12 protein-coding genes are annotated in these 22453 nt (G+C 64.4%); 7 read left to right on the top strand and 5 right to left on the bottom strand.

Annotated features, from left to right (window positions below; translation table 11 throughout):
* Positions 1 to 2098 (bottom strand): DEAD/DEAH box helicase (locus JZY06_RS09810; protein ID WP_456236881.1); only part of this gene is annotated, 2098 nt, incomplete at its 3' end.
* A 1667-nt stretch (positions 2099 to 3765) separates the two neighbouring features.
* On the opposite strand from JZY06_RS09810, the gene JZY06_RS09805 reads away from it, so the two are divergent.
* Both JZY06_RS09805 and JZY06_RS09800 read left to right on the top strand, forming a co-directional pair.
* The gene (locus tag JZY06_RS09805) at positions 3766 to 4836 is read left to right on the top strand and encodes a hypothetical protein (RefSeq protein WP_207279356.1); all 1071 of its coding nucleotides are present in this window, start codon (positions 3766 to 3768) and stop codon (positions 4834 to 4836) included.
* 253 nt (positions 4837 to 5089) lie between these two features.
* Positions 5090 to 6172, top strand: coding sequence for a hypothetical protein (locus JZY06_RS09800; RefSeq protein ID WP_207279355.1), 1083 nt, complete (start codon positions 5090 to 5092; stop codon positions 6170 to 6172).
* Between the two features lie 136 nt (positions 6173 to 6308).
* Here JZY06_RS09800 and JZY06_RS09795 read toward each other — a convergent pair whose 3' ends face one another.
* Positions 6309 to 7649 carry an MFS transporter gene (locus JZY06_RS09795; RefSeq protein ID WP_330617265.1) on the bottom strand — a complete coding sequence of 447 codons (1341 nt, stop codon included), beginning with the start codon at positions 7647 to 7649 and terminating at the stop codon, positions 6309 to 6311.
* Between the two features lie 240 nt (positions 7650 to 7889).
* Here JZY06_RS09795 and JZY06_RS09790 point away from each other — a divergent pair, with 240 nt between their 5' ends.
* Positions 7890 to 8399 (top strand): hypothetical protein, encoded by a 510-nt coding sequence (locus tag JZY06_RS09790; protein WP_207279353.1) that lies wholly within the window; start codon positions 7890 to 7892, stop codon positions 8397 to 8399.
* Positions 8400 to 8406: 7 nt separating this feature from the next.
* Here the strand turns inward: JZY06_RS09790 and JZY06_RS09785 are convergent, their stop codons facing one another.
* Complete coding sequence (locus JZY06_RS09785) at positions 8407 to 9165, bottom strand: hypothetical protein (protein WP_207279352.1); 759 nt, start codon at positions 9163 to 9165, stop codon at positions 8407 to 8409.
* 256 nt (positions 9166 to 9421) lie between these two features.
* On the bottom strand, positions 9422 to 10279 hold the full coding sequence (locus tag JZY06_RS12590; RefSeq protein WP_207279351.1) for a (2Fe-2S)-binding protein: 858 nt from the start codon (positions 10277 to 10279) through the stop codon (positions 9422 to 9424).
* A gap of 270 nt (positions 10280 to 10549) precedes the next feature.
* Between JZY06_RS12590 and JZY06_RS09775 the strand changes: the two genes are divergently transcribed.
* The 3 genes from JZY06_RS09775 to JZY06_RS09765 all read left to right on the top strand — a co-directional run bounded on the left by JZY06_RS09775 (position 10550) and on the right by JZY06_RS09765 (position 20112).
* Positions 10550 to 11683, top strand: a complete 1134-nt coding sequence (locus tag JZY06_RS09775) for a hypothetical protein (RefSeq protein WP_207279350.1) — start codon at positions 10550 to 10552, stop codon at positions 11681 to 11683.
* A gap of 180 nt (positions 11684 to 11863) precedes the next feature.
* Positions 11864 to 15703 carry an ABC transporter ATP-binding protein gene (locus JZY06_RS09770; protein WP_377769037.1) on the top strand — a complete coding sequence of 1280 codons (3840 nt, stop codon included), beginning with the start codon at positions 11864 to 11866 and terminating at the stop codon, positions 15701 to 15703.
* A gap of 572 nt (positions 15704 to 16275) precedes the next feature.
* Positions 16276 to 20112, top strand: coding sequence for a multifunctional oxoglutarate decarboxylase/oxoglutarate dehydrogenase thiamine pyrophosphate-binding subunit/dihydrolipoyllysine-residue succinyltransferase subunit (locus tag JZY06_RS09765; protein ID WP_207279348.1), 3837 nt, complete (start codon positions 16276 to 16278; stop codon positions 20110 to 20112).
* Between the two features lie 205 nt (positions 20113 to 20317).
* On the opposite strand, the gene JZY06_RS09760 is transcribed toward JZY06_RS09765, so the two are convergent.
* Complete coding sequence (locus JZY06_RS09760; RefSeq protein ID WP_207279347.1) at positions 20318 to 21016, bottom strand: hypothetical protein; 699 nt, start codon at positions 21014 to 21016, stop codon at positions 20318 to 20320.
* Between the two features lie 332 nt (positions 21017 to 21348).
* On the opposite strand from JZY06_RS09760, the gene corA reads away from it, so the two are divergent.
* Positions 21349 to 22413, top strand: a complete 1065-nt coding sequence (gene corA, locus JZY06_RS09755; RefSeq protein ID WP_330617253.1) for a magnesium/cobalt transporter CorA — start codon at positions 21349 to 21351, stop codon at positions 22411 to 22413.
* The last annotated feature ends 40 nt before the right edge of the window (positions 22414 to 22453 follow it).

Here is a 22453-nt window from a genome sequence, read left to right as displayed (position 1 = left end):
CGCCGCCGTGGCCGCGGCCGCGGTCGCGGCCGAATTCACGGTCGTTGATGTCGGCGTCGGGGGCGTGTTCGATCTCGATCAGTTGACCGGAGATACGGGTGTCGGCCAGACGGTCCAGCACAGCTTTGTCCATGTCTTTGGGAAGCTCCACCAGGGAGTGGTCGCCGTTGATGGTTATGCGTCCGAAGTCTTTGTTGGTCAGGCCACCTTCATTGGCCAGGGCACCGACAATCGCACCCGGCCCCACGCCCTGTCGTTTACCGACCCGGATGCGGTAGACACTCAAATCGTCACGGTCGGCGAAACGGTCCTGCCCGCCGCGTCCGCCACGGTCCCGGCCACCGCGGTCGCGGTCACGGCCACCACGGTCAAAGTCACGGCCACCACGGTCACGGTCACGACCACCGCGGTCACGGTCACGGTCCCGGCGGGGTTCTTCTTTGAGGAAGAAATCACCGTCGGTCTGTGACTGGACAGCCAAAGCTGCGGCAATATCTTCCAGCGGGGTGTCATGCTCCGCCTCGTAGGCTTTGACCAGTTTCCTAAACAGCGGCACCCGCGGATCTTCGAGAGCCTCGGTGATCTGGTCCTTGAACTTCTCGGTCCGTGACTCGTTGACCTCGTCGATGGTGGGAAGTTCCATCTCCTCCAGGGTGGCTTTGGTGACCCGCTCAATCGAGCGGAGCATCCGGCGCTCACGCGGGGTGACGAACAAAATCGCCTCACCGGTGCGTCCCGCGCGGCCGGTACGGCCGATACGGTGCACATAGGATTCGGTGTCGTTGGGGATATCGAAGTTGAACACGTGACTGATACGGTCAACATCCAGGCCACGGGCCGCAACATCGGTGGCGACAAGAATATCGAGACGACCGTCCTTGAGGGAATCAACGGTGCGTTCACGCTGGTTCTGGGCGATATCGCCGTTGATCGCCGCTGCCGAAAATCCCCTGGCGCGCAGTTTTTCAGCGACTTCTTCGGTCTCGTGGCGGGTGCGCACGAACACGATCATGCCGTCGATTTCAGTGACCTCGAGAATACGGGTCAGCGCATCAAGCTTGTTGCGGTGCGCCACGTACAGGTAGCGCTGCTTGATGTTGGTGGCGGTTCTGGTGGTGGACTTGACCGTGATTTCCTTCGGATTGGTCAGATAGTTCTGGGCAATCCGGCGGATACCGTTGGGCATCGTCGCCGAGAACAAAGCAACCTGCTTGTCCTCCGGGGTGTCTTCCAGGATGCGTTCGACGTCTTCCTGGAAACCCATGTTGAGCATTTCGTCGGCTTCGTCAAGCACCATGAAACGCAGGCCCGAGATATCCAGCGAGCCTTTCTTCAAATGGTCGATCACCCGGCCCGGGGTACCGACAATGATCTGGGCACCACGGCGCAGACCGGACAGCTGCACACCGTAGGCCTGGCCGCCGTAGATGGGAAGAACAGAGATACGTCCCAGATGGTCGGCAAACGACTGGAAGGAATCAGCGACCTGCAGGGCCAGCTCACGGGTGGGGGCGAGGATCAGTGCCTGCGGGGCTTTGACTGACCGGTCGATACCGGCCAGGATCGGCAGGGCGAAGGCCGCGGTTTTACCGGTGCCTGTCTGGGCTAGGCCAACAACGTCGCGCCCTTCCATCAGATGGGGAATGGTGGCTGCCTGAATGGCGGAGGGCTGTTCGTAGCCGACCTTTTTCACGGCTTCCAAAACGGCGTCCGGCAGGCCCAGGCCCTCGAAGCCGTGCGGTTCGTCGTTGTCTTTGCCGGAATCATCCGACTCGTTTTTGGTTTCGGAGTTATCCGAAGAACCGGTATCGGCGGCGGCGCTGTCATCCTGTTGACCGTCCGCATCCGTCGTATCATCGGCTGCTGTCTTGTCTTGCGCAGCAGCAGGGTTCTTGCTGTCGCCGGTGTCGGTGACTTCCGCTTCACCCTGCGCCTGTTCAGCAACAGGTGCTTCTTCGGCAACCGGTGTTTGTTCAACAACCGGAGCGTCTTCGGTGGATTCTGCCTCGTCGGCGGTTTCACGAGCGGCCTCTTCGGCCGACTGCCCGGTAGAAGATGCTGTCTCCCCGGCGGTGTCAGCAGCAGCGGACTCCCCCAAGCCATCTGCCTGCGCCGGATTCTGGTCGGATTCTTCGACCGTTTTCCCCTGCTCACTGCCGGACTGATTGTCGACATCGGCATTGAGCACGTCGGCGAGAGTCAAAATCTCGTCGTCTGCTCCGTGGCTGCTGCTGGTTCCCTGTTCATTGTTGGCGTTCATAAAAACGCCTCCCTATCTATGTAAAAATCCCGTACACCGCAGCGCATCGTGTCACGCTGCACCCATACCGGGTGTGTTCCTGTGGCTTCGGGCAATGCTTGCCCAGCCTTTAATTTTGTGTGGCCGCAAGCCACCGGTTGCCACCGGTTGCGGACGTGCCGTTGTTCTGGCGGAATAAATGAACGTCGTGGTAGAAGAATCCCCATACGTGATCCCTGACGCTTCCGCGCGCCGCGCTTTTTCTCATGTCCGCGGCGCCCTGTCCCCGGTTTATCCAATAATTCCGGGCCCATGTATGTGCGACCTCATGATTTGTTTTGTCGCGCCATTCGTAGTGACAGCTTTTCTTGCTATTCAATTGTGGGCAGGCCTTCCTGCCAGGGCAAAAGCCACCAGAATTAGGCCTGTTTTTCCTATTCGTCGTCGCTGACCACCACGCTTGTGTGCACAGCACATCAAACCGCAGCGGTGTCTGCGAGTAAGAAAAGGAGATGTCCTTATAAAAAAGCCACAGCACAATCGTGCCTGGCACTGTCAGTCGCGTTTTGGCTAAAGGCGAGGCAGAGGGTTAAAAACCCAGCGTATACGCCCTAGCGCCAGGAGCTAGCCAGAAAAAACATAGCTAGCAGCTGGTAACAACTACAGTTCGGTGGTGAAACGCCCAGGTGGAATAACAACAGCCACCAATTCCGCGGGATGGACCATAGAGCTTTTCTCTACTGGCCAACCGGCAGAACACGGGCGCTATCACGCAGCACACTGGTCATCTTTTTAAGGACTGCATAATCCTAGCGTGCCTAGACGATAAAAAACAATGTTTTCACCACTTATCGGCGCGGCGGCCAGCTGGGCCACCTGGAGTGTTTTACCCCTCTAGGGTTCCTAGACCAAAACCTGCCGAAAGAAATACATAGCTGCCGAGAGAGAGAAAAAAATCAACTCCTCCCGACCATCGACGCAGGTGAGACTGGTGCCGCCACTCCCACCTGACGACACGAGCTAAACGAACTAGTCGATAAAGTGCCCTGATTGCGCCGCATCAATAGTGCCGTGCGTCGGGAAAAATAAGCGACATAACTCTTTCGCTCCACCAGCACCTTCATCCCCAGCTACGGTTTCGATTGTTTTAACGCAACGAAAGACCGCACATCGACCGGTCGTCATGACACCGCTTTTTACCGCGAGAACCCCACCCACCACGGCACCCCATCACACCCACCGCCTTTTAGTAGCAGAGATGATTTTCCTGTTAGATATCGACTCCTGCGCCACGGTTTACTCATCGACACCCCCATCACCGAATTGAACTATGTTCAAGGGTGGATCACCTGGACTATTCCGGTTGCCCTGCCGTAGCTTTCCCTAGCGGCGGAATTGTATGTGCAGCCGACGGGAACTGCTAGAGTGAGCTATGGCTTCCCGGCTGCACCCGTGCGATAGGGGTTGCCCCTGACTCATGGGGCGCTGGCCAATGCTGTTTGTCAACCACCCAGGAAGTGGTACCCATGATTTTCGACGAGAAAACAGACCACCACTTGTATGAACGCGTGTCCGAGGTCGGGACCACCGATCTGGCGAGTTTCACCCGGGTGTCGTTTTATCCTCTGCCGATGATTTACCGCTCTTTCGGGCATATCGGCTCCGCACCGCTTGGCGAGGATTCAGTTGAGGTGCTGCCACCGTGCAGCTGGACGGAAAGACTCAGACAGGCCGGTCTTGCCGAGCCGTCGTCCGACACGACCGGCGGGGAGAAGTTTCTGCTTGACAGGGCGCACCGGTTTTTGCATGTCGACGATGAGGTGCGTGCCCAGCGCTATCTGCGCATCGCCAATCCGCTGGGTCCTTTCGTCCAGGACATGGATGCCCCGCATCTGACCGCGGCCCGGATGCTTGTGGGACTGTTGACGATCGACTGTCCCTGCCCGCAGCCGTCCGCCGGGGTCAACCCGATCGGACCGGTGGGCGATACCTCACTGGCGGACGCCCTGTATGCCATTCGCCGCTACCCGGCGTTTTACCAGGAACTCAAACAGCTTCTGGCCGCCTCCACACGCACCCACCGACACCACTTCGCTGCGTTGCCCCGGGAATTGGGTGCATCGATGCTGCGCTACCACGCGACATACCAGCCGATTGAGCTCTACTGTGCACTGTCGGGCGCCCCGCTCGATGAGATGGTGGCCATTAGCAACAAAAAACAGGAACCGGTGTATTTCGACTCCGAGCGGATACTGCTGGGCATGGCGAACCTGCAGATGAACCGGGCCACCGACGAGCAGGGGCGGAAATTGCGTTACACCCGGGCGATCACCCCCCGGATGATGGCCTGGTACCCACCGGTCCCGGGTGCGGATCCGGTGATCGCTGACTATGTTGCCCGGCACAGGGATCTCGGCATCCGGCTGGTGGCTGCGGTCCGGCCGCCGAATCTGTCGAGCAACGGGTTCATGCTGCTGGGCCCCATTTCAGTGAAATCGGTGGTCACCACCGACGACGAGCGCCCCGAATACACCTTCACCCTGGACAAATCGATGCCGACAGATTTGGTCTCCGACTGGCTGAGCTGCGGCTGCTGACTCTCCCGCGACAGAAAATACGCCGCGGACAAAAGCCCGGGCCGGGCCATCAATGGCGGCCCGGCGGATGTGTGATCGGCGGCAAATCCCGGTGGTCTCCCCCGCCGCCGGACCGCCTGCCGCCGGTGTAGCCTCGATGCCACGCACAGTCTGTGTGTTTTTCATTCCCCCGGTCGCTTTTCCACCGCCGAGGTGACGGCGGGACAGGCCGGTATGCCCGGGGGAGACCACCACAAGATCCCGAATCAACACCATGCCACGGACACACCACTCTCAGGCCCCCGCCTGCCCCCAGCGCCAGGCCGCCGCTCGGGCCAGGATCGCCCGTCTTGTCGCCGAGAAAAAGCTTGATGTGCTGCGGGATTTCGTGTTGCGGACAGCCACCCTGGTCGAGGATATCTACCTGGACAACCCGTCCGGGCCGGTTGTCGCCGATGATCTGTCGACCTGGCCGGACTGCTGGACGGTGTGGCGGGCCCGGGCGGGGCTGCTGGGGGAAAACATCGTATCCGGTGATGGGGAGCTGGCGTTTTTACTCGGCAGAATCCGGCGGTTCATCCACGTCAGTGATGTTTTCCGCGCGAAGGCCTACACCGATATCGCCCGCAGCGGGGCACGGCTGGATGAGCTGCCCGCCGTGCACCGCAGTCTGGCGGTGATGTTTCTGGCCCAGCTGTTCGGACCCGATATGTCCGGCCCACAGCCCACAGGCTGGCCGGGGGATCCTGACCGGGCGTTGGCGATGGTGGCCCGCCACCGGCTGGTCGCCGAGGAGCTGGAGCAGCTTTTTGCCGTGACCACCCGCCGCCACCACCTGGGTGGGGTGGTGGCTGTCAGTGATGATCCGGGATGTTTCGGCGGGGTGCTGCGGCTGCACGCCGACTACAGTGCCCGGGAGCTGGTGGCCGCGGCCGATCCCGCCATTTTTGGGGATCATCCGGTGCCGGTCACCGGTGACGGGGACTACGTTTTTGCCGAGCGCAACCAGATTCTTCTTCTGGCCACCGTCACCCAGGGCGCCGGTGTTGTGGCCACCGCCAACCGGGAGACCTATGCGCTGTCCCCGCGGCTTGTGAACTGGTGTTCCAGTCCCGGTTTGTCCGCCGCCGACCCGGCTGCCGGGGCCTATATCGACCAGGCCGAGCGTGGCACACAGATTGTCATCGCGGTGCGCAAAACCGGCCCGCATGTCACCCGCACCCAGCAGTACTGCGTGCTGGGCCGGGCGCACTATACCGGCCACACCGGAAGCTGCCCGGTGAACTTCCGGCTCGCGCTGGAGCACATGCTGCCCACCGACCTGTGCCGCCAGTGGCTGGCCTGCGGCGGCTGCTGACAGCCACCGGCCAATCAGGGGTGCATGCCACCGCGTGTGATCGTCACTGCCGTGCCCTGGCCTGCGGGCACCCGCCTGGCGGCGCAGGGAGCACCACCACCCGGGATTTTTGGTGCACAGAAGTTTTTCTGTGGTGTCAGTTTTTCGGCCCGTGGCCGGGAAGATGGGGTGGTTCGGCCACCGCCCCGGCACAGGGGCCGTTGGTGGTGTGCCGGGCACCCCGGCGCCACCACCGCCGGGACGCGGCGGCAGGGCCGGCCCCACCGGTGGTGTCAGCGTCCGGCAGTGTTTCCCGGCCGTGGACGATCCACACCACAGCCGCCAGCAGGGAAACCACGCCACTGATGCCGAAACCCGCGGCGTAGCCGAACCGGTCGGCCAGGGCACCGACAACCACCGGGCCTGCGATCGCCCCGAAGTCCTGGCACATCTGGAACCGTGCCAGCACCGTCCCGCCGGAGCGTTTGTTGCCGATCACATCGGCGATGGTGGCCTGGTGGGCGGGCACAAAAAGACCCGCCCCGGCACCGGCACCGACACTGACAATCAGCAGGCCCGCCGGTGAATCAGTCAGCCCGATGGCCGCGGTAAACACGGCATTGACCACCAACCCGGCCACCACCAGTGGCTTGCGCCCGATCCGGTCGGCCAACCTGCCGGAAACCTGCAGGGCCGCGGCATTACCGACCGCGAACGCCGCCAGGGCGATACCGGCGACAGCCCCGCCGCGGTGGAAAGCGTGGGCGGCAAACAGCGGCAGCAACGCAATGCGCACCCCCAGGTTCGCCCACCCGTTGGCGAAGCCGCCCACCAGGGCCGCCCGGTAGGCGCTGTCGGACAGAGCCTGCCGGAAGGTCATCGGGGGATCAGTGTTGGTGTGCTCGTAGGTGTAGATGGTCGCCGGGTTGAGTTTTTTCCACACCACACCCGCCGCCAGGTACAGTGCCGCCGCATAGATGGCGAACGGCGGACGCATACCCAGCACCGACAAGGCGGCACCGATGACCGGACCGATGATCGAGCCGACAAGAAAAGCCGTCGCATAGGTGCTGGTCGCCCGGCCCCTGATCGACGGCGGGGCGATACGCACAATAAGCCCCATCGCCGAGACGGTGAACATCGTCGAACCGATGCCGGCGATCCCGCGCAGCAGCAGAATCTGCCAGTAGGTCTGGGCCACAGCCACCAGCCCGGTGGCGGTGGCCACGGTGACCAGACCGGTGATGTAGACCTTCCGTGAACCCAGCCGGTCCACCAGGCGGCCCGACTGCGGGGCGAACAGCAGCCGGGACAGCGCGAACACACTGACCACGAATCCCGCAGCAGCCATCGACACATCAAAACTGCGGGCAAACTGCGGGATGATCGGGGCAATCAGACCGAAGCCCACGGCAATGATGAACGCCGCCGCCACCAGCACCCGGATTTCGGCCGGAATCGTCTCTGCGGCGGGCCGGGCTGTCCCCGGCCGACGGATTCGGCCCCCACCCCCGTCGGTGGAACGCCGGTTGTTTTTTCCTCCACTGCTCACCTCACGCACCCTAGCCGCGGCGGGCCGCCGCGCGCACACCGGGTTGCCGTGCAGCCAACAAACCGGCCGCATGGGCGTGCGGTGGATGCACCGTCACCGACATAGCGGGCACGGCAAAAAATAATGAAGACATGTGTTCGATTTTTGCCGGGGTGATCCCGCGGGCAGCCGCTAGGGTCAGGCCCCATGAAAAAGACCGCACCGATGATCCCGTGCCCCACCCGCCACCGGGCCGCCGGCGGCACTGCCCGGATGGAACACACCATCCGGCGCGCCGGCGGCCTGGCGGCGGCGAAACTGCATTCGCTTGCCGCCCATCCCCGCTCCCTGGCCCGTGACACACCCGGGTGGCGGCCACCGTCGACCACGCTTCCGGCCACCACCGTCAGCCCCGCCCTGACAATCACCATCACCCGGTACCGCACCGGCGGGTTTGTGCGCCGCACCGTGCGGGAGATGACCGGACGCATCCCGGCCTATCTCATTGTCGCCACCATCACCGGCACACAGGGGCAACCGGTCGACCGGCGGATAGCGGATGCCTGGATGACCACTGTGACAGGGCACAACGCCCCGTCGACGGTGCATGAAATCATGGGGCGGACCGACCCGACCTACTGTTATCTGGTCGACGCGGATTTTTCCCCCGTCGCCTCCCCCGCGGAGCTTTTCACCGCCCCGCCGCAGGCGGCATGATCTGCTGTCAGTCCCCCAGCCCCAGAAGGTGGGCCAGCACATCCTGCGGGATGCCGGAATACTGGGCGGGGGAATCACTGGCAACGAGTTCCTGTTCCCACCCGGCCGCATGGGAGGCGATGAACGGCAGCACTTTCATCAGCCGGTCGAAATTGGTGTAGCTGCCCAGGGACAAAAAAGTGCCCTCCCCCAGGCCGGTTCCGGCCCCGGTGAGGTCATCGAAAATGTTTTGCCTGATCACCGCCAGCCGCTCATCGTGGCTGCCGGTGTCCATGGCATCGTCGATATCCGCGAGAGCTTCGGTGAGCTGCTGCGGGCAGACCACCATAGCCACCTCAGCCACCGACACCCCGTCGGCGTCGCGGGTGATCTCGACCATGATCTGGGAGCTGTCGCCCACCGGCGCGTAGGCCACCGGGATACCGGTGTCGGTGCCGGTGAAATCCAGTTCACTGATCCGCCCCAGCGGATCGTCGATCAACTGGTCGATAAATTCCATGGCGTCGGCGGTCTCCAGGAAACCGACGATCGCGTCGACGGCGGCGGACACCGAAAACACCACCGCCAACAGTTTCGGCGGCAGATCATCGTCGCCGTCGTCGGTCAGGCAGTGCAGCCTGATATTCGCCGCCGGCAGCACCTCATTGTCGACGGTGATCCGTAAATCCAGGTTCCCGGACACCGGGATGTGCATCACTGCTTCAGTGATGCGCTGCTCAATGTTGTGCTCGTCCAGAACGCTGGCGAGATCCTCGAAAAAACTCACAAGTTCTAACCTTGACCTTACGGTGGATGGATGGGAAACCGGCCCGCCCACGAACCCACGGCAGGGCGGGCAAGCGGTCGCGGTGTGTTCATTGGTGCCTTCACTGCCCCGCGCCCCCACTGTAGGCGGCACGGGCAGCCGGTGGGGCGTGCAAGCCGCAGGCGGTTAAAAAAACAATCACCCCCCTTCCGCCCCGGGGCGCGGGCACGGCGGGACCCGCCCCTTTTTTTACGCCCGCAACGGCACAGTATCCGCCCTACGGCTCCATCGAGCTGACGTAGGCGAGAAGATCACGGTCTTTCTCCGCCGGGGTCTTTTTCGGGCAGCTGACGCATTTGTCCGACGACGGGTTGTGGTAGATCATGCAGCAGGAGTTGCGTCTGATCGCGGTATGCACATCCGGCGAGTCCACCCCCTTCTCGGCGGCGGCGGTGTCGGTTGCCCGGATCACCCCGTCACAGACGTCGATAAACCGCGGCGGCGGCAGGACAACCGATCCGCCCACACCGTCGGCCAGGCCGCGGTTGAGTTCCAGGCCCACATGCACCCCCCGGTAAGGGTCGAAAGCATGGTTTCCGGCGGCAGCCGCCGCCCCGCTCAATCCGTCACCGACAATCGCCCACAATGGCCCGGGCCGCAGCCCGGCATGCTCGCACAGGCACTCCACCAGCGGCCCCAGACTTGCGGCCAGCTCCCGGCCGGCCCGGTGCCACACGGCGGGATCATCACCGTCGGCACCGTCGTCGACCCGGGGAGTGAAACCCATCCAGTAGTAGGGCTGCTCCGCCTGGCCGGATCCGCTGCTGGTGTGGCGGACAAAAAGCTGCCCGCAGCCGATGTCGAGGCTGGCCGCGGCGCTGTATTCCACCATGGCGTCCACGGCGGGCACCACCAGGGAGTTTATGGCCGAAAACCACCACACCTGGGCTTCGAAACGCCGGTTTCCCATGGGGAAGCGGGCCGCGGCAGCTGCCAGACAGGCATCGATTGTCCCCGGCCGGGCAAGCTCACCGACGGTAAGCACCGCACTGTCCGGTCCGGGGACCAGACAGGGTTCAAGCCAGCCGTAGTCGCCGATAACGTGCCTGAACACCGGGTGCAGTTGAAAAGTCACGGCGCGTGTGTCCTCATCAGTCGGAAAAATCAGATCCCGCCCGCGGGTGTGCCGCGGGCGCGGCCCGCCCCGCCGCCGATGGGGGCGGTGTGGCCCACCACCCACCATAGGGCACTGCCCGCGCCACGCACCGACGACAGTGCCGCTGGGCGCGCAGCGTGTAGAGTTGATAGGCTGTCACCCCGCATAGCCGCCGCATACCCGCGGTATGTGCGGCGAAACAACGTATTTTTCGTCCGCGAACACAAGAAAGCGTCTGCACCGTCACCCATGGATATTTTCTCCCGTCTGCCCTCTGCCATCAGTGACCGTTTCGACCGCGACGGCGCACGAGACGACAAGCGCACCAGCACCCCCGACCCGGATGCGGGGGCCGGCAGCGACAGCGGCACACACCCCAGTGATGAGGGCCTGTCGGCTTTCGCCCGGGTCAGCCGCACCGTCAGCATTGCCGGTGAAGTGGTCAAAGACAAAGTCACCGACGTGTTGTCCACCGGCGAGGCAACCCCCGGGCTGTGGGACGGCGCGGCAGCCGACCGCCGCGACAAGCTCGATGACTCGGTGCAGGGCGCGATCCGTGAGGCTTTGGGCGCCAACCACCGGGAGTTGACCGACAACGCCGGTTTCGTCGGCCGGATTTTGATCAACGCGCTCGACAAAGCAGCCGGCATGCAGTCATCGACGGTGACCGGCTACGTCGACTGGGTGCGGGCGAAACACCCCGACGACACCCCGGAGCAGCTGCAGAAACGGCTCACCGACTATTTCCGTTTGATCGCCTCGTCCTCCGGCGGGGCGGCCGGTCTCGCCGCCGCGGTCCCCGGCGTTGGGCTGGCCATCGGCACTGCCGCCATCGGCGCGGAATCAGTGCTGTTTTTGGAGGCCGCCACCCTCTACACCCTGGCGTCCGCCTATCTGCGGGGGGCCGATATCTCCGACCCGGAGCGCCGCCGCGCCCTGATACTGCTGATAGTGCTCGGCTCCCGGGGAACAGCTGTCGTCGATGCTTTCGTCGGGGACCTGTCGGCCGACGGCTCCACGGGTTCCGCAACCTCGGCGGTGACGGCGATCAGCAAACTGGCTCCGGCGAAACTGAACGAACTGAACTCCCGCCTGACCCGCACGGCGGGCAAAACAATCGCGAAAAAAATCCTTCCCGCCTCACTGGGCAAACTGGTGCCCTTCGGCATCGGTGCCGTCATCGGCTGGTCGACATCGCGTTCCCTGGCCGGGAAAGTCGCCGAGCACGCCACCTCGTCCCTCGGCCCGCTGCCGGAGGCTTTTTCCACCCCCGCCCCGGACACTGTGCCCGACACCCCGCAGGTGGTCAGTGACCTGCAGGCCAAAGCCCGCACCACCGCCGTCACCGACGACGCCGATGACGGCACCGACAGCAACGCGTAGAAAAGCGGGGCTTGCTCTTCCCCGCGAAACGGCGGCCGGCGCCCCCGCGCGGCGGCGTGAACGCACCAGGGCATTTTTTCACAAGGAAGTGACAGCACCATAGCCACGGCAGCTCCCACCGGCACCGCCCCGCAGTCCCGGGGCCTGTCGACGCTGGCCAGCCTCCGGCAGTTGAACCGGATGGTGCTGGCCACCCCGGTCCAGGCCGGGTTGGCCGGGCTGGCCACCGTGGTGACCACGGTGTTGACCACCCTTATTCCGCTGGTGACCAGGGATGCGGTGAATCTGGCTGTCGGCCAGGCCGATTCCTCCCCGGCGACACGGGTGTTTTTCTGGATGGACCCGCTGCCGGCGGTGGTCACCTGCCTGATCACGGTGGCTGTGTGCCGCTTCGGTTTTTCTTTCCTCCGCCGGTATATGGCCGGACGGCTGTCCCTTGACGCCCAGCACCGGCTGCGCCTGTCACTGCTGGCATCACTGCAGCGCCTGGACGGACCGGGCATGGATACGCTGCGCGCCGGGCAAGTGGTCAGCCGGTCGATCTCGGATGTGACAACTGTCCAGGGTCTCATCGCGATTTTGCCGTTGACCACGGAAAACCTGCTCACCCTCCTGGTGACTGTGGCGGTGATGTTTTATCTGTCGCCGCCGTTGGCGCTGGTGGCCGTCGCGTTCCTGCCGCTGGTGGTCATCGCCGCCGGGGCGCGGGGCCGCAGCCTGTTTGCCGCCAACTGGTCGGCGCAGCAGAAAGGCGCCGATGTGGCCACCCGGGTGGAGGAAACGGTCACCGGGGTGCGGGTGGTCAAAGCCTTCGCCCAGGAGCGCACCGAGGTAGCCCGGGTCGAACAACTCGCCCGGGAGCTGTTCGCCGAGAAAATGCGGGCCGCCACCATCACCGCCCGCATCCAGCCGCTGGTCACCCACATTCCCGATGTGGCACAGGTGGCCAATGTGGCTGTCGGCGGCTATCTGGCTTTGAGCGGCAGCATCACCATCGGCACCTTCGTCGCCTTCACCGCCTACCTCTCGACCCTGACACTGGTCACCCGCATGGTGGCGGCAACCATGGTGCGCATCCAGTCGGGCCTGTCATCGGTGTCCCGGGTCAGTGAAGTCACCGCGTTGACCCCCAGCCTGCCGCAGCCGGAGCACCCGGCCGATATCCCCGCCGGTCCGCTGGGCCTGGAGATCAACAATGTCACCTTCACCGACCGGGGACACCGCATAGTGGACGGGCTCGATTTTTCCGCCGAAGCGCAAACCACCACCGTGCTGGTCGGCCCGACCGGGGCCGGGAAAACCATGCTGTGCGCACTTGCGGCCCGTTTCTACGATCCCGATTCGGGAAGCCTGGCGCTGCGGGGAACACACTCACGGGTCGGCTACAGGCAGCTCGGTTGCGACAAGGTCAGACAGGCCGTGTGCGTGTGCCCGGATGAGGCATTCATCTATTCGGCCAGTGTGCGCGACAACATCGACATGGGCCGCGGACTGGAGGAGGACACCATCCGGTGGGCGGCACACATCGCCTGCGCCGACGAATTCATCGCCGGGCTGGACGGCGGGTTGGATGCCACTGTGGGGGAAAAAGGACTGTCACTGTCCGGCGGGCAGCGCCAGCGTCTGGCCCTGGCCCGGGCGATTGCCGGGAAACCGGCGGTGCTGGTGCTCGATGATGCGACCTCCGCCATTGACGCGGTCACGGAAAAAACCATCCACACCCGCATCACGACCGAACTGGCGCACACCACCATCATCGCCGTGGCCCACCGGCACAGCACCGTTGAGCTGGCCGACACCATTGTGCTGGTTGACGCCGGTCACGTGGTGGCCACCGGAAGCCTTGACGAGATGGCCGGGGTGGAGGCCTTCACCACCCTCATGGACGACGATTTCGGCCGCGGGCACCACACCGGTGTCCCCGCCGCCGTGCCGCCGGCCGCCCCGGCCGGCGGGCACGATATCGCGGCGCTGTTTCCGCCGGTGGCCCACACTGATCCGGCAGCCCGGTTTTCCGCCGGGGCACGGCGCGCGGCAGTGACCCGCACCGGCGGCATGGGCGCGCACAAACCACCGGGAAGTTCCGCGGTCCCGGCCACCCGGGAACTGCTGCAACGGGTGGCCCGTCTGCCCGCGGCCACCGAAACCCCCGGTATCGATGTCACCGACGACATCCGGGACCGGGGTGTGTTTTCCTTCCCGCGGCTGGTGTGGTCGGTGCGCGGCCTGCTGGCCCTGGCGCTGCTGCTGCTGGTGGCGGGGGTTGCCGGGGATTTGGCGTTCCCCTGGCTGGTCGGGCACGCCATCGATGAGGGTGTGGTGGCCGGCCACCCCCGGGCGATCATGGTCGCCGCCGCCGCCGGTGCCGTGGTGGTGGTCATCGCCACGGTGATCGACATGCTCAGGCAGATCGTGATCAGCCGGGCCGGCGAGCGGGTGCTCTACCGGTTGCGGGTGCGCTGTTTCGCGCATCTGCAGAACCTGGATCTGCCCTTCTACGAAACCACCCGTGCCGGGGCAATCATGACCCGGATGACCACCGACATTGATGCCCTGAACTCGTTTATCAGCACCGGCCTGGTGCAGACGGTGGTGGCGGTGGCCACCGTCGGCGGCGTGGCGGTGATGATGGGCACCACCTCGGCGGCCTTGACCGGTGTGGCTTTCGCCGCCATCCCGGTGGTGGTGGCCGCCAGTTGGGTGTTTACCCGGATATCCCGCCGCACCTACACCGCGGCCCGCGGTGCCATCACCGCCGTCAACTCCACCTTCCAGGAGTCGGTGGCGGCTCTTCGCACCACCCAGATGCACGGCATGCAACAGCAGGTAGCCGCCGATTTCGCGGCCGAAGCCGACCGCTACCGGCGTTTGCGGATCACCGGCCAGGCGGCGGTGGCACTGTATTTCCCGGGCATTATCGCCATCGGTGAGATCACCCAGGCGATCGTGGTCGGCCTGGGGGCGGGGCTTGTCACCGACGGCCGCATCAGTGCCGGTGTGCTGGTGGCTTTCCTGCTGCTGATGGGAAAACTGTTCGGCCCGGTGCGCCAGCTGGCGCAAATCTACGACAGCTACCGGCAGGCCGCCGTCGGTATCGGCAGGATAGGTGATCTGCTGGCCACCACACCGGCGGTGGCGTGCCTCGGGGGCCACACCACCCCGGATACCACCGACCCTGATGGGGCCGCACGCCGGACCCAAGCCCTGGCGGCAGGTGAGATCGTCTTCGATGATGTTGTTTTCTCCTACCCCACCGCCCCCACGGCCCCGGCGGCAGAGAGCCAACGGCCCGCCCGCGGCACCACCCCGCCGGGCCGGTCCGGCACGCCGGTGCTCAAACACATCAATCTTTCGGTGCCGTCCGGGCAGTCGGTGGCCCTGGTCGGGGCCACCGGTTCCGGTAAATCCACCATCGTCAAACTGCTCGGCTCCTACTACCGCCCGGATTCCGGTGCCATCCGGGCCGGGGGATGTGACATCGCCACCCTCGATTCGGCGGACTGGCGGGCGGCGGTGGGAACCGTACCGCAGGAAGCGCACCTGTTCGCCGGAACCATCGCCTCCAATATCGCCTACGGCAAACCCGGTGCCACAAAGCAGGAGATCATTGCTGCCGCGGCCAGGGTCGGTGCCCTGGATGTCATTGCCGCCATCCCGGGATGCTTCAACGCCGAGGTCGGGGAAGGCGGCAAAGGCCTGGCCTCCGGGCAGCGGCAGCTGGTGGCCCTGGCCCGCGCCGAACTGATTGAACCGAAGCTGATGATCTACGACGAGGCGACAGCCACCCTGGATCCGGCGACGGAAAAAATCATGCTCGCCGCCTCGGCGCGGATCACCGAGGGCCGGACCTCGTTCATTGTCGCCCACCGGCTGGCCACCGCCGCCCGCGCCGGAAGAATCCTGGTCATCGACGACGGCCGGATCATCGAGGACGGCACCCACGACAGTCTCGTCAACGCGGGCGGGGCCTATGCCCGTCTGGTCAACGCCCACACAACCGACCCGCGGGTAGAGCGCTGAAAAAACCGCCCGGCGGCTTTTCCGCCCGCACCGCCGGTTACGGTCGGCTCCCACCCCGGGACGGGGGCGGCGCACCGGCGCCGGGGACACTTCAGGGGCGTGGGCCGGTGCCCCACAGCCGCGCGTGAACACACCCGTAGCCTGGGTGCCACTGACCGTTTCGGGGTGGCCTTCGGGTGTGGCCGGACCCGGTGACTGTGTGAAATGCCGCGCCGGGGCCACAGACCTGTCCCACATCACAGTCGCGGTATATCAGGGCAGGTCACATGGCCCCTGCCACGGTCACTCCCACCGCTTTCAACCGTCGGCCGGGCGGGTGCGGCCACCGGCCTGACCGATGTCCGGCGCCGACGCGCCGAAACAGTTATTCTGGGGGGAGTGGCGTGATATGACCGACAGGCGGAGACGGTGTTTTTTCACACATCATCCGCGCCCGGCATGTGACGCCCCTGACGGTGCGTGCACGGCATACCCTGCCGTCACCCCGACAGCCGGGGATGACACACAGTCCCGGTCAATAAAAAGGCGCACCCACAAATTTTTCACGCACAGAAACGAGGCGAGCACCTGCCGTGAGCAACGACAGTACTTTCGGCCAGAACACGTGGCTGGTGGACCAGATGTTCCAGCAGTACACCGACGACCCCTCTTCCGTTGACCGGGAGTGGCGGGATTATTTCGACGGCAACGGGAAACCCGACACCGCCGGTGATGGTGTATCCGGTTCCGGCCAGAAACAATCGTCGTCCGGCAGCGCGGCCACGTCCCGGGCCGCGTCCACCCCCACCGGCCCGGACAAAGGCCTGGGCATCGAACACGACACCCCCCGAAGCAGTGGAAAAACAGCCGAAAAAGCCCACCACACAGGGGCTGCCGACGGTATCCACGAAAACGCCAACACCCGCCACAAGAATGCTTCCGCAGCCGACAAAGGCCGCGGCAAAGCCCCCGATCCGCAGGTGAAACCAGCCCGGAAGAAAGCCCCCTCCCCGATGGATAAGGCGGCGGCGGCCTCCCTTCCGGAAGCCGGGAAAACCCCGCTGACCGGGATTGCCAAAGCGATCGCGAAAAACATGGACATCTCCCTCGAGGTCCCCACCGCGACCTCGGTGCGCGATATGCCGGCCAGGCTGATGTTCGAAAACCGGTCCATGGTCAACGACCAGCTGGCCCGTACCCGGGGCGGAAAGATTTCTTTCACCCACATCATCGGCTACGCGATGGTCAAAGCGGTCATGGCGCACCCGGACATGAACAACGCCTACGACATTGTCGACGGCAAACCCACCCTGGTGGTTCCCGAGCACATCAACCTGGGCCTGGCCATTGACCTGCCGCAAAAAGACGGCGCCCGCGCCCTGGTGGTTGCCGCGATCCGCGAATGCGAGAACAAAAGCTTCGTCGACTTCGTCGACGCCTACGAAGACATCGTCAACCGGGGCCGCAACGGCAAACTGACCGGCAAAGACTTCGCCGGTGTGACCATTACGCTGACCAACCCGGGCGGCATCGGCACCCGGCATTCGGTGCCCCGGCTCACCAAGGGCCAGGGCGCGATCATCGGTGTCGGCTCCATGGACTACCCGGCGGAATTCGCCGGCGCCTCCGAGGACCGGCTGGCCGAACTGGGTGTCGGCAAACTGGTGACGATTACCTCCACCTACGACCACCGGGTGATCCAGGGTGCCGAATCCGGTGAATTCCTGCGCACCATGTCGCGTCTGCTGGTCGATGACGCTTTCTGGGACGACATTTTCACCGACATGCACGTCCCATACACCCCGATGCGCTGGACCCAGGATCTGCCCAACACGGGGGTGGACAAAAACACCCGCGTCATGCAGCTGATCGAGGCCTACCGTTCCCGCGGCCACCTGATTGCCGATACCAACCCGCTGCACTGGCAGCAGCCCGGTATGCCGGTTCCCGACCACCGGGATCTGGACATCGAATCGCACGGGCTGACGCTGTGGGACTTGGACCGTACCTTCCACGTCGGCGGGTTCGCCGGCCGGGAAACCATGACCCTGCGCGAAGTGCTGTCGACCCTCCGTCGCGCCTACACCCTGAAAGTGGGCAGCGAATACACCCACATTCTGGACCGGGATGAGCGCACCTGGCTGCAGGACCGGCTGGAAGCGGGCATCGACAAGCCCACCAATGCCGAGCAGAAATACATTCTGCAGAAACTCAACGCCGCCGAGGCTTTCGAGAACTTCCTGCAGACCAAATACGTCGGCCAGAAGCGTTTCTCCCTCGAGGGCGCGGAATCACTCATCCCGCTGATGGATGCGGCCATCGACACCGCCGCAGGCCAGGGACTGGACGAAGTGGTCATCGCCATGCCGCACCGGGGTCGGCTCAATGTGCTGGCCAATATCGTCGGCAAGCCGCTGCACACCCTGTTCAACGAGTTCGAGGGCAATATCGACCCCGCCCAGGCCGGCGGCTCGGGGGATGTGAAATACCACCTGGGTGCCGAAGGCCAGCATCTGCAGATGTTCGGCGACGGCGAGATCAAGATCACCCTGACGGCCAACCCCTCCCACCTGGAGGCGGTCAACCCCGTCATGGAAGGTATCGCCCGCGCCAAGCAGGACATTCTCGACAAAGGCGAGGACGGGTTCACCGTCGTCCCGATGCTGTTGCACGGTGATGCGGCTTTCGCGGGACTGGGTATCGTCCCGGAGACCATCAACCTGGCGCAGCTGCGCGGCTACACCGTCGGCGGCACCATCCACATTGTGGTCAACAACCAGATCGGTTTCACCACCACCCCGGATTCGGGACGCTCCTCCCACTACGCCACCGACATCGCCAAGGCCTACGGCTGCCCGGTCTTCCACGTCAACGGCGATGACCCGGAGGCTGTGGTGTGGGTTGGCCGCATGGCCACCGAATACCGCCGCCGCTTCGGCAAGGATGTCTTCATCGACCTGGTCTGCTACCGCAAGCGCGGCCACAACGAAGCCGACGACCCGTCGATGACGCAGCCGCAGATGTACGACATCATCGACAACAAGGATTCCACCCGCGAGAAGTACTGCGCCGACCTGGTTGGCCGCGGCGAGCTGTCCGAGGCTGACGCCGACGCTGTGGCACGTGACTTCCACGACCAGATGGAAACCGTGTTCAACGAGGTGAAAAAGGCCGAGAAACAGTCCGCCAAAGCGCAGGAGGGCATCCAGATCGCCCAACCGCTGCCGCATGGGATGGATACCTCCATCACCCGCGAGGAACTCGTCGAGATCGGCGAGGCCTACGGGCACCTGCCGGAAGGGTTCAATATCCACCCGCGTGTCAAGCCGGTGGCCGACAAACGCGCCAAAGCAGTGCGTGACGGCGGCATCGACTGGGGCTTCGGTGAACTGATCGCTTTCGGATCTCTGGCCAACTCCGGAAAACTCGTGCGCCTGGCCGGCGAGGATTCCCGCCGCGGCACATTCACCCAGCGCCATGCGGTCCTGATCGACCACGAAACCTCCGCCGAATTCAACCCGCTGGATGAACTGGCCCGCGAAAAAGGCGACGGCAAGTTCCTGGTCTACAACTCGGCTTTGACCGAATACGCCGGCATGGGCTTCGAATACGGCTACTCGGTCGGAAACCTGGATGCGGTTGTTGCCTGGGAGGCACAGTTCGGTGACTTCGCCAACGGCGCCCAGACCATCATCGACGAGTACCTGTGCTCCGGCGAGGCGAAGTGGGGCCAGCTGACCAAAGTCATTTTGCTGCTGCCCCACGGCTACGAGGGCATGGGGCCGGACCACTCCTCGGCGCGTATCGAACGCTACCTGCAGCTGTGTGCCGAAGGCTCGATGACCGTGGCACACCCGTCAACACCGGCCAACCACTTCCACCTGCTGCGCCGTCATGCGCTGGGGGATCTGAAACGCCCGCTGGTGGTGTTCACCCCGAAGTCAATGCTGCGCAACAAGGATGCGGTCTCCTCGGTGGAGGACTTCACCAAGGTCACCAAGTTCCAGTCGGTGATCAACGATCCCCGCCTGGTTGACCGGGACGGCAACAGGACCGGCGACTGCGACAAGGTCACCACCATCCTGCTGACCTCCGGCAAGCTCTACTACGAGCTGGAAAAGCGCCGCCAAAAAGACGGCCGCGAGGATGTGGCGATCATCCGCCAGGAGATGCTGCACCCGATCCCGCACAACCGGCTACAGGAAGCCTTCGACTGCTTCCCCAACGCCACAGAGGTGCGCTGGTGCCAGGAAGAACCCGCCAACCAGGGGGCATGGCCCTTCCTGGCGGTCCACTTCCGGGAAGTGCTGCCCGATATGCCGCCGCTGAAGCGGGTGTCCAGGCGCGCCCAGTCCTCGACTGCCACCGGTGTGGCCAAGGTCCACCAGTTCGAGCAGAAGAAACTCATCGACGAGGCTTTCGCCGACTAGTTCAGCGCGGACAACCGCACGTGACAAACCGCCACCCCGACCGGACCGCCACCGGCCGGGGTGGCGGTTTATTTCCTCTCCCCCGCCGCCGATCCGCTTTTTCACCGGGTGTCATGCCCGCCTGCCGCCGCCGGTGGTCCTGGACCGGTGGCGGCAATTGTTCAACCGCCCCCGGGCTGGGCCTGTGGCCGCCGCCGGGTCCCGGCTACAAATCGTTGTCGGCCATGTAGCCGGTGACGGCGAAGCCCACCGAGCCTTCCCGGCGGGCTTTTTTCACCAGCTCCTCGATATCCGCGGTGGTGATGGTGCCGCCGACTTTGTTCAGAATCAGTCTGTCGCCCCGGTCGAGCATCGGTTTGCGGTAGACGGGAACAATGTGCTGCGGCAGCGGCGGACCGTCATAGTCGTCGCAGCCGATCGCATTCGACGGATCAGAGGCCAGCATGTTGCCCGGCAGGGACCCCACCATGGCCTGGTAGACCTTTTCCCGCCAGTCACCGGAGTTTTTCAGCTCCCCCTGCGTCGCACCGGTGGTGGCGGCCACCCACTCGGTGGACAGGCGCTGCGCCTGCACCGGGTTGAGCTGGTTGAGCAGTTCCCCGGTGCAGCCGACAATCAGGTCACCGGATAGCTCGTTGAGCCGGTGCAGCCGGTGGTGGTCCACCGGCACGGTCTCCATGGACAGGTACGCCCCGTGGCCGGCATTGTTGAGCGCCCGCTGATAGATTTCGCCGAGGATGCGCTGTTCCTCGGAATTGGCGTTGACCGATATCCTGATCGGCCGGAAATCGGAATCCAACGGATCAGGTCCCGGTTCCTCGGCGCAGCCGGCCACCGTGCCGCAGGCCACCGTTGCCGCAGCGGCAAGCAGTGTGGCGCGGACAACGCTTCTACGAGACTCCACTGGCTTGGTGGTCCTTTCCTGCCGGTACCGGTCACCGAAGACAAGGCGGCATGCGCCCCGGGGACCGGTGGGGGGTGACCCGTTGGTGTGTTCTCCCCCAGTTTAGCGGTGATCGCACCGTCCGCTCCGCCGCGCACCAATCCCGGGCACACCCCGCGGCTGGTTGGCACCATGCGGGGGCAGCGGTGAACAACTGTGCCACACCATCACCGCGTGTTTTCCCGGGGCGGTTTTTATCCTCGGCCCCCAGACCGTATGTTGGTTGTTGTTTTTTCCGGCCCGCCCGTCGCCCGGAGTAGCGTTTTTCCCCCGAGAAAGTGTTGTTTGATACCGTGAGCGCCCCGAAAGATCTCCGCCGCACCCCGCCCGCCCGCGACCAGATACCCGACACCCTGGAAGAAGCGGTGGAGCGGTGTTCTGTCTACGACGGCGACGGGAAACTGGTGGAGGGGGATTTCTCCCACGATGAAGCACTGGCGCATGTGCGCTCGACGGGAAGCGGCTGGGTGTGGCTGGGGCTTTTGGAACCGTCACAGGACCAGATGATGGATATCGCCCGCGCCTACGATGTCCACGAACTCATCGCCGAGGACGCGGTCACCGCCCACCAGCGGCCCAAGGTTGAACGCTACGACAACCAGCTGTTTTTCGTGGTCCGCAGCATCTCCTACCGGGACCACGAGACCGTCCACGACACCAAGGAGATCATCGAAACCGGTGAGGTGCAGATGATCATCGGCCCCGATTTCATCATCACCATCCGGCACGGCAAACCGTCGACGATCAGGGCCATCCGCCAGGTGATGAAAAACGCCCCGGAACAGTGCCTGCTCGGCCCGCCGGTCATCGCCTGGATGATCGCCGACAACCTGGTCGACGAATATCTGCGCATCGCCGCCGAGCTGCAAAGCGACGTCGACGAACTCGAAGACGATGTCTTTGACCCGGAGCAGGCGTTCGCCATCGAACAGATCTACACCCTGAAACGGGAGATCCTGGAGATGCGCCATTCGATTGATCCGCTGGCGCAGGCGATGCGGTCGCTGATTGAGTCGCACCGGGATATCTTCTCCAAACCGCTGCGCTCCTACTTCCGTGACGTCCTCGACCACGAGCTGATTGCCGTGGATATGGTCGCTTCCCTCGACGAACGGCTGACCGCGCTCATCGACGCCGGCGTGGCGATGATTTCCATCCAGCAAAACGAGGACATGCGCAAAATCTCCGCGCTGGTCGGGATGGTCGCCCCGCCGACGATGATTGCCGGCATCTACGGGATGAACTTCGAGAACATGCCGGAGCTTGCCACCCACTACGGCTATTTCATCACCCTGGCGGTGATGGCGGTGTGCGTGCTGACGATGTACGTGTTCATGCGCCGGGCCAAATGGCTCTAGGGAAACACCACCCACCCGCTGCACCGGTTGTTCAACAAAA

It is taken from the genome of Corynebacterium mendelii, assembly GCF_017307055.1.
In the GTDB taxonomy this organism is placed as follows: domain Bacteria; phylum Actinomycetota; class Actinomycetes; order Mycobacteriales; family Mycobacteriaceae; genus Corynebacterium; species Corynebacterium mendelii.
Note: the sequence above shows the minus strand (reverse complement) of the source record. Positions and strands in the feature narration are given on the sequence as shown.